8 protein-coding genes and 1 pseudogene are annotated in these 9,400 nt (G+C 51.4%); 1 reads left to right on the forward strand and 8 read right to left on the reverse strand.

Features of this window, described 5'->3' with window-relative positions:
* From AQR02_RS14150 to dpsA (AQR02_RS14165), 4 genes are all read right to left on the reverse strand, one after another.
* Nucleotides 1–892 (reverse strand): aspartate kinase (locus AQR02_RS14150; protein WP_245237443.1); only part of this gene is annotated, 892 nt, incomplete at its 3' end.
* A gap of 135 nt (nucleotides 893–1,027) precedes the next feature.
* Nucleotides 1,028–1,921: a dipicolinate synthase subunit DpsA gene (dpsA, locus tag AQR02_RS14155; RefSeq protein ID WP_054941034.1), complete on the reverse strand. Its 894-nt coding sequence runs from the start codon at nucleotides 1,919–1,921 to the stop codon at nucleotides 1,028–1,030.
* A 127-nt stretch (nucleotides 1,922–2,048) separates the two neighbouring features.
* Nucleotides 2,049–2,645 (reverse strand): dipicolinate synthase subunit B, encoded by a 597-nt coding sequence (locus AQR02_RS14160; protein WP_054941035.1) that lies wholly within the window; start codon nucleotides 2,643–2,645, stop codon nucleotides 2,049–2,051.
* Complete coding sequence (gene dpsA / locus AQR02_RS14165; protein ID WP_054941036.1) at nucleotides 2,646–3,542, reverse strand: dipicolinate synthase subunit DpsA; 897 nt, start codon at nucleotides 3,540–3,542, stop codon at nucleotides 2,646–2,648.
* Between the two features lie 168 nt (nucleotides 3,543–3,710).
* Here dpsA (AQR02_RS14165) and AQR02_RS14170 point away from each other — a divergent pair, with 168 nt between their 5' ends.
* Entirely contained in the window at nucleotides 3,711–5,150 is a 1,440-nt protein-coding gene (locus AQR02_RS14170; RefSeq protein WP_054941037.1) for a S41 family peptidase, read from the forward strand.
* An 89-nt stretch (nucleotides 5,151–5,239) separates the two neighbouring features.
* Here the strand turns inward: AQR02_RS14170 and dut are convergent, their stop codons facing one another.
* The 4 genes and pseudogenes from dut to pnp form a co-directional block, all read right to left on the reverse strand.
* The gene (gene dut, locus AQR02_RS14175; protein WP_187388785.1) at nucleotides 5,240–5,686 is read right to left on the reverse strand and encodes a dUTP diphosphatase; all 447 of its coding nucleotides are present in this window, start codon (nucleotides 5,684–5,686) and stop codon (nucleotides 5,240–5,242) included.
* Nucleotides 5,664–6,929, reverse strand: a complete 1,266-nt coding sequence (locus tag AQR02_RS14180; RefSeq protein WP_054941039.1) for a M16 family metallopeptidase — start codon at nucleotides 6,927–6,929, stop codon at nucleotides 5,664–5,666. Before AQR02_RS14180 ends, dut begins: the two co-directional genes overlap by 23 nt.
* Nucleotides 6,930–7,010: 81 nt before the next feature.
* On the reverse strand, nucleotides 7,011–7,997 hold the full coding sequence (locus AQR02_RS14185) for a polysaccharide deacetylase family protein (RefSeq protein ID WP_054941040.1): 987 nt from the start codon (nucleotides 7,995–7,997) through the stop codon (nucleotides 7,011–7,013).
* A gap of 252 nt (nucleotides 7,998–8,249) precedes the next feature.
* Nucleotides 8,250–9,400: pseudogene (pnp, locus tag AQR02_RS34265) on the reverse strand (polyribonucleotide nucleotidyltransferase); the annotation flags it as partial.

Consider the following 9,400-nt stretch of genomic DNA (forward strand, 5'->3'; position numbering starts at 1 on the left):
TGTCGGCCATACTCTTGAATATCTGCAGCTGCACTCCCGTGCCGTTCCCATCAGGACATTCCACGGAAATTTGCGTAATATTGCTTACATATGCGATCCCCGTCACAAAGCGGTCTACAATGCCGTGGGAAACGTCACTGAACCCTTCAGGATGGGTGACCAGTGTTCCCTCCGCTTCGGAGAACGTAGAACGCACACGGACCGGGATCTGTGCCTGCATGGCAATCTCCACTGCACGCGGATGAATGACCTTAGCCCCCTGGTAAGCCATATTACAGATTTCAGTATAACTGACATAGGTCAGCGGCTTCGCATCTTCCACAATCCGCGGATCAGCAGTGAGAATTCCATCCACATCGGTATAGATATCAACCATATCCGCACGAAGTGCAGCTCCCAGGGCCGTCGCTGAGGTATCGCTGCCGCCTCTTCCAAGAGTTGTGAAATCCCCGGCTTCGGTCTGACCCTGAAACCCGGTTACTATTACTACTTTATGCTCACGCAGTTCCCGTAGAATCCGTTCCGTGCGTACATCCAGAATTCTTGCATTGCCGTAGCTGCTGTCAGTCAAAAAGCCCGCCTGAGCCCCTGTCAGCACGGTAGAACGGATGCCTTCCTGCTCCAGCAATCCGCATAGTGTAGTTGCAGAGATAATCTCTCCGCAGCACATCAAAAGATCCTTCTCGCGGTCCGGCAGTGAATTGCCGTTCTGCACAGCCCAGTCCAGCAAGGTGTCAGTAGCATAGGGCTCGCCTTTGCGGCCCATGGCTGACACTACAACAACAAGGCTGAATCCGCTGGCAAGTTCCCGTTTGACATGGCGGATAACATGCTCTCTGGCCATCGGAGTGGAAAGTGAGGTCCCGCCGAATTTTTGCACTAAAATACCCATTATATAATTCCTCCATTACTTCTCTAAGCAAGCACACTGATGATGCGCAGAAGAACTGTCTAAAATCCAAAGAAACGGCTCTTGTTACGCCAGGTCTATACTTTGAAACTCAGAATAAACTGCTATCCTTACAATTTACAGCCGGTTGTGCAAAGCCTCGTCCGATATTGACTGTACCAGTGCACTCCCCATAATCATTCCCGCTGTTCTTGGAGCCACAATCCCCGGAAGTCCCAGTGCAGGGATCGCTTTGATCCCATGCTGCTCTGCATACCGGAAATCACATCCCCCGGGGGCGGAGGCCAAATCAATAATGACACAATGCTTGGGAATTCTCGATAGCACCTCGGCTGTAAGGATCATGCTTGGTATAGTATTAAAGATAAGGTCGGATTCTGTCACATGCTCCGGCAGTGTATCAGTCCTAAAGGGCTTCCAGCCCATCTCCTCTGCACGCGCGTAATGCTCCGGCTTCCTCACTCCCACCTTGACACGGGCTCCCAGGCCTTGCAGCGTTCTGGCCATCGTAAACCCGATTCTTCCCATGCCAAGCACCACCGAGCATGAACCATGAATGGTAAAATCGGTATGCTGTATGGCCACAACCAGTGCACCTTCTGCGGTCGGAATAGAATTGTAGATAGCCACATCATCCCGGCTCAGCAATTCAACCAATCTCAGCGAATAGCTGGCGCACAGGCTGCGCAAATAGTTTTTGGCTATACCAGTATACACCGTACAGCCTGTTGGCAGCGCTGTAAAGTGTTCGTCCAGCAGCCGCATGGGGCCGGAAGAAAACGCCGCGGTCAGATTCCCCTCTTCATCACAGCCTGATGCGGGCAGCACGAGTACATCCGCGCAGCCCAGCAATTCCGATGAGAGCGGCTCCAGCCTCACACCTGGGATAGGGAATTCCCATTCTTCAAACCCGGCGGCATAGACTACAGCATCCATTTCTACACATTTTCGGATCATTTCAAGCTGTCTTGCGTCCCCGCCCAGGAACACGGTCCTGATGCCAGTCAGCATAGGGATGACGCTCCTCTCAAGTTACAATTCCGGTTCCGGGATTGCTGAAAAAAGTGTTGAACCGCCCTCAGAATGAGGACGGCAGATTTGAAGCCTATGATCAGGTCTGCCCAGGCAGACTTTCATGCTATGCTGAATGAAACCGTTCGATAATCATCGGCTGCAGCTGTTTGCCCTGCAGGGCCGCGTAGCAGGCCTCGGGAATGAGTTCCATGCGCGCTACAAGCGAATTAGGCTTGCCTTCGGGGTTATCCTGGCCGAACGGTACAAAATAAATATGTTTGGCTACCAGAAGCTTCGCAATATTCGCTGCGTTCAGGCCCAGACCGTCATTGGTGGAGATCGCCAGCACGAGCGGACGGCCATTGCGCATCTGCGATTTGGCTGCCATCAGTACAGGGCTGTCAGTCATCGCGTTAGCCAGTTTGCTCGTTGTATTCCCAGTGCAAGGAGCTATGGTGAGCACATCGAGCAGCTTGGATGGACCCAGCGGTTCCGCTTCAACAATTGTAGAAATGATATCATTCCCCGTTATATCTTTCAACTGTTTTAGCCAATTTTCCGATGTACCGAAGCGTGTGTCCGTGTTCAGCACAGATGCCGAAACAATAGGCACCACATTTGCTCCTCCGTCCATAAACCGCTGAATTTGCGGCATCACCTCAGCAAACGTGCAGTGTGAGCCGGTGATGGCATAACCTACTGTTTTTCCATGCCAATCCATTTATTGGTCCCCCTTGTTTAAAGTCTCCTCCGAGATCGACTGTACCAGCGCACTTCCCATAATCATCCCGGCACTTTTCGGGGCTACGATCCCTGGCAATCCAGGTGCAAGCATAGCCTTGATTCCCCGCTTCTCCGCATACCGGAAATCACAGCCGCCTGGAGCTGAGGCCAAATCGATAATGACGCAATGCTTAGGTATCCTGGAGAGCACCTGCGCCGTTATAATCATGCTCGGTATGGTATTAAAGATCAGGTCGGTATCCGTCACCTGCTGCAGCAGCTCACTGGTCATAAAGGGCTTCCAGCCCATCTCTTCTGCACGGGCATAGTGATCCTGCTTCCGGACTCCCACTTTTACAGTAGAGCCTAATCCCTGCAATGCCCTAGCCATCGTAAATCCGGTCCGGCCCATGCCCAGAACCATCGAGACGGAACCGTGGATCGTAAAATCGGTATTCTGAATCGCCATGACTAGTGCGCCTTCCGCTGTCGGAATGGAGTTATAGATCGCTACATCGTCCCTGTTCAGCAGCTCTACTAGCTTCAAGGAATGCTTAGCGCACAGGCTGCGCAAATAACTTTTAGCCATACCGGTATATACGGTTGAGCCCTTCGGGAGTGCTGCAGCATGCTCATCCAGCAGCTGCAGGCGTCCGGTGGAGAACAGCGCGTTGATATTCCCTTCCTCGTCACATCCTACTGTAGGCAGCACCAGTACATCCGCACTGCCGAGCAGCTCCGGCGACAGCTGTGCCAGGTTCACCCCCGGGCTAGGGGCTTCCCATTTTTCGAACCCGGCGGCGCTTACCGTCGCATCCATTTCCACGCATTTTCGAATCACTTCAAGCTGTCTCGCGTCCCCGCCCAGGAACACGATCCTGATGCCAGTAAGCATAGGGATGACGCTCCTTTCCACATACACTATCGACTATAGAGCATATTATGCGGGGTCCGGCGGATGGGTGATGAGCGGAGAATAATTCCTGGACGATCGAAACAAATCACAGAAATTAATCCAGAATCATTCTATAGTTAACTAAAAATGGAAAGGATGCGGTATATTGTGAAAGCGAAATGGACACAGCCAGCGCTGCTGCTGTCAATGATTATTGTATTGGCCGCTGCCGCGCTCTATCTTAAATCTGTCGGCTTCTATGGCGGTGAAGAAGGAAAGAGTCTGCAGACTCAATCAACTCAATCTCCTCTGCCCGCTCAGCCTTCGGTTTCTCCGGGAGCTGTCCTTAGTACAGATCAGATGCAAAAGGACCTGGATTTTTTGGTGAACACGATCTCCTCCATTCATCCCGCACTCATGAACGGCTGGAGCAGCGGGCAGAAGCAGGTGATTACAGAGGCGTACAGCCAAATCCAAACCCCGCAAAGGGAGGCGGATTTCTATTTCATTGTTGATGCAATAGTCTCACTGGTACATGACGAACATACGAACATTTACTGGGACAAGCAGGAGCAAGAAATGCTAGACCTTCCACTGCATTGGATCCGAGACGGGCTTGTAGTTACAGAGGACCGGGGTGATCTGCACATTGGAGATATCGTAACTGCGGTTGGCGGAGTTAGTATCGAAGAGCTGGAACAGGAGCTGGCGAAAGTAGTTCCGGCTGAAAATGACCAATGGGTCCGGGTGCAGGGTACGTCGCTGCTGCGGGCAGCGTTTATTCTGCGTCATCTGGGGCTGATTGTGGAGGATCAGGTTGAGGTTACTGTACAAAGAGGTACCGAAAGCATCTCTGCAACAATGCCTGTTACGGGAAAGCAACTCTCTAATGAATACTCTCCCTACCCTAAGGCGGATCCTCCTTTCTCATACCTATTCGAGGATGACCTTTCGCTTGGCATCTTTCAGCTGAACACCTGCGAGAATAACAGACAATATCAAATTACCGTCAAACAATTTTTTGAAGACGTCAAGGCACGGGACATCAAGCATATCGCAGTGGATTTGAGAAATAATGGTGGCGGTGCATCTTCCGTAATTGATGAGTTCCTGTCCTATCTAGATATTAAATCCTATTACAATTATGGCGCTTTGCTTCGTTATTCTCCTCAGGTTAAGGAAGTTTACGGTGCTGAACAAAGCAGCGGCTATGTCGAAAGCGGCAGGCAGTTAACTCAGAATATCCTGAAGACCCTGCGACCTTACAAAGGCAAGTTATATCTGTTGACTTCCCCGCGAACCTTTAGTTCGGCCAATATGTTTGCAGTTATTGTTCAAGATAACGGGCTTGGCAAAATCATCGGCGAAGCAACGGGTAACCAGCCCTCCTCATATGGTGACGTCCTTGGCTTTCAGCTTCCTGCCTCGGGTATCCGGTTTCAGGTATCATTTAAGAAATTCACCCGCTCTGCCCCGGACCGTGATCCAGAGGATTCCTTGCATCCAGATATTGAGGCTTATACGACTGTCGATGATATTATAGAGCGGCGGGACGCCCAGCTGGCGAAGCTCCGCGAGGTCGTACAAGCTGCCAACCATACAGATTAGAAGATTAATAAAAAAAGCTTGCGGATTGCGCCCGGCAAGGGGCGGATTATCCGCAAGCTTTTAGTATAAAAATTTAGAACTGCATCACTTTACTTCCCTGTATGACCAAAGCCGCCCGCACCGCGTTCGGTTTCAGACAGCTCTTCAACTTCGACCAGTGTCACAGCCGGAACAGCCTGGAAGACCATCTGGGCAATCCGCTCATTGCGGGCAATCGCAAAAGGCTCCTGACCCAGGTTAATCAGCAGCACCTTGATTTCACCCCGGTAATCAGCATCAATGGTGCCCGGTGTGTTCAGGCAGGTGATGCCATGCTTAAAGGCCAGGCCGCTGCGCGGGCGGATTTGTGCCTCCAGCCCGTCCGGCATCGCCAGCGCGATTCCCGTAGGGATCAGTGCACGCTCACCCGGAGCAAGCACCACCTGCTCGGTTACAGAGGCATACAGATCATACCCGGATGCCTGTTCCGACATTTTGCGCGGCAGCAGCACATCCTCATTTCCCGGAAGCTTGTTAATTTGAACGTAATAAGACAAGATCATCTCTCCTAACATTGGCAATCGCTTTATCTGTGGAGCCGACCATCGCCAGTGCGAGAGGTTCAGCAAACATTTGATCCAGCAGCTGGTTCACATCATCCATTGTTACATGTCCGATTTTGTTGATCATGTCATCCAGTGTATCATGTCTTCCCAGCATTAGCTCGTTTTTGCCGATCCGGTTCATCCGGCTGCTGGTGCTCTCCAGGCTTAGGATCAGACTGCCTTTGAGCTGCTCCTTGCCTTTTCTCAACTCATCTTCGCTGATGCCCTTCACAGCAAGCTCATGCAGCATTTCCTTGATCAGCTCCGTAACCTCTTTGGTCTGCTTCGGCGCTGTCCCCGCATACACGGTGAACAGGCCGCTGTCCGCCTGGGAGCTATGATAAGAATACACGGAGTAGGCCAGTCCGCGCTTCTCCCGGATCTCCTGGAACAGGCGTGAGCTCATGCCACCGCCAATAGCGTTGTTTAAGAGCACCATCGGATATTGCAGCGGTCCGCCGCTCTGAACACCCGGCAGGGAAATGCAGATGTGGTTCTGCTCCGTTTTTTTGCGGTGGAACAGCAGCTCGCCATGGAATTCAGGTGCTGTCAGCGCAGCAGCTTCGCCGTGATTGTCAAAGGAACCAAAATGGCGCTCCAATAGTCCCGTAAGGTTATCATCGATGTTGCCCGCTACGCTGATCACTGTATTTTCAATTGTATACTGAGCCTTCATATAGGCGCGCAGATCATCCGGCGTCATTGCCAGCAGGCGTTCCTTAAGGCCAAGAATCGAATATGCCAGCGGGTGTTCCCCGTAAGCGGCTGCGCACATCAGGTCATGGACCAGATCATCCGGAGTATCCTCGCACATGGAGATCTCCTCGAGGATAACATTCTTCTCCTTCGCCAATTCTTCGGCGTCCATGCGTGAACGGAAGAACATATCGGAGAGCACATCCACTGCAATCGGGAGATGCTCATCGAGCACTTTTGCGTAATAGCATGTATATTCCTTCGAGGTGAATGCATTGACGTTGCCGCCAATCGCATCAAACTGCTCGGCAATATCCTTGGCGCTGAAGCGGTCAGTGCCCTTAAACAGCATATGTTCAATAAAATGAGAAATCCCGTTATTCAAGGGGTTCTCATTGCGGGAGCCCGTTTTGACCCAGATTCCAAAGGAAACGGATCGGCCGGTGGGGATTTTCTCTGTCACCACTCGCAGGCCGTTTGATAATACGATTTTTTCCAATTCTAAGTCCTCCTGGCACAGCCTTGTTTCTGTCCTGTAGATTTATTAAGCGCGACTCTAATCCTACCAGAAATTAACGACTCACTCAACTTCGGAGGGCATCAGCCGCTCTGCTGACAACGTCTGGCTGACTGTTCCAAGCTGCAGGCCCTTTGCTCTGATCGCCCGTATCATGCCCTTCAGTGCCTTGGAGGAAGATGCCGTCGGATGCATCAGTATCAGCGTTCCCGGCTCTGTCTTGTCACTTATCTTAGCAATTACAGATTCCGGGGAAGGATTCCGCCAATCGACTGTATCCAGCGTCCACAGCACTGTTTTCAGCCCCAAGGATGCAGCTATGTCCACCGTTTCCTGATCAAAATCGCCTGAAGGGGGAGCGAACCACTGATTCGTCACTCCCAGGCTCTCCTTGAGGAGGATTTGAGTCTTCTGGATTTCCGCAGTCGCCCGAGCCCGGCTTAATGTACTCATATTCGGATGAGTGTAAGCATGATTCTCCATCTCATGACCACGCTTCTGCATCTCTGAAGCCAGTTCTTTATTTTTACTGAGCCAGCTGCCATCGAGAAAAAAGGTCACCTTCACCTTTTCCTCATCCAGAATGTCCAGCATCGGTTCAATATACTGATTGCCCCAGGCCACGTTGATCATCAGCGAGACCATGGGTTTGGCTGGATTGCCCCGGTAGATCGGGTGCGCCCCGAGATCATTTAAGGAGACCTTAGGCCGGATTTGGCGGTAAACCAGCTTAAGGCCGTCACCAGGACCTTTCAGCAGTGCATTTCGATACGTTGCTTCTACATCTACCTCGAGCCCGTTATAGCCCGGAATGGCCTTCCAAATACGGTCTACAGTAGCATCTACAGGGGCTGCATTCAGCTTGGCTGCCTCGCTCTGAACCAGTAAACGCAGCTCCTCCTTTTGTTCCTTGGGATGATTAGCCAATACGGCCAGTCCATCCTCTGGCTTAAGCTGGGCCAGCATTTCCTTCACGGGTCTGTATGTGCTGCCAATACCGATTACAACAGCAATACAGGCCAGCACAAGCGCTGCCTTGTCCGTCTTCATGACGTTTTTCCTCCCCGCGCACAGATCGTACAGGACTCTTTGTCCCAGACTATGAGTGACAGGAGCAAAATATGCTTCGTACCCGGTTCAAGCACGTCAAAAAGAAACGGAATTACCGCCCTGACCGGGAAGAAATCCGTTTCTGCAAATAATCTGAGAAGATAACCTATTTAAAAAAAAGAGCCAGACGCAATTGCTTCTGTCTCTTCTTAAAAATATCCGTAAAGCCTGCTGCAAAGAGAAAAGCGTAACTTACGCTTTCGCTCCGGCTTCTGAAGTCAATACCGCTTTGCGCGACAAGTTGACGCGGCCCTGCTGGTCAATTTCGGTTACTTTTACAGTAATCGTATCGCCGATAGCCACAACATCTTCTACTTTCGCTACGCGCTCTGTGGACAGCTGGGAGATGTGCACCAGCCCGTCTTTGCCGGGAATCAGTTCAACAAAAGCACCGAACTTCTCGATGCGGCGAACCGTACCTACATAGATTTCACCAACTTGGACTTCCTTCACGATGCCTTCGATGATGCCGCGGGCTTTTTGGATCATAGCTTCGTCAGAAGAGCCGATAAATACGCGTCCATCCTGCTCGATGTCGATCTTTACGCCGGTTTCTTCGATGATCTTGTTGATGATCTTACCGCCGGCACCAATAACATCACGGATTTTGTCCGGATTGATGTTGATGATAATGATCTTAGGCGCGTATTGGGACAGGCTAGGTCTTGGCTCAGAGATAGCATCCATCATTTTGCCGAGGATGAACAAACGTCCTTCTCTGGCTTGCTCCAACGCTTCCTTCAGAATCTTGCGGTCAATCCCGGCAATCTTGATATCCATCTGAATTGCGGTTACACCTTCTGCAGTACCTGCTACCTTAAAGTCCATATCACCCAGATGATCTTCCATACCCTGGATGTCTGTCAGAATGGAGACATGTTCTCCGTCTTTGATCAGACCCATAGCTACGCCGGCTACAGGAGCCTTGATAGGTACCCCTGCATCCATCATGGCCAGAATACTGGCGCAGATACTTGCCTGGGAAGTCGAACCATTGGATTCAATCGCTTCCGATACCAGACGGATCGTGTACGGGAATTCAGTTTCACTAGGAATAACTTTGGAAAGGGCGCGTTCACCCAGTGCCCCGTGGCCGATTTCGCGGCGTCCCGGTGCTCTCAGCGGGCGGGCTTCCCCTACGCTGAACGGCGGAAAGTTGTAATGATGCATGAAGCGTTTGGTTTCAGTGGATCGATACCGTCCAGAATCTGCACATCACCAAGCGCACCAAGCGTACATACGCTGAGAATTTGTGTTTGTCCGCGGGTAAAGAGTCCGGAACCGTGTGTACGCGGCAACAGTGCCGTATCACATTCGATCGGACGGATTTCATCCAGCTTACG

Source organism: Paenibacillus ihuae, from assembly GCF_001368795.1.
Taxonomy (GTDB): Bacteria; Bacillota; Bacilli; order Paenibacillales; family Paenibacillaceae; genus Paenibacillus_AQ; species Paenibacillus_AQ ihuae.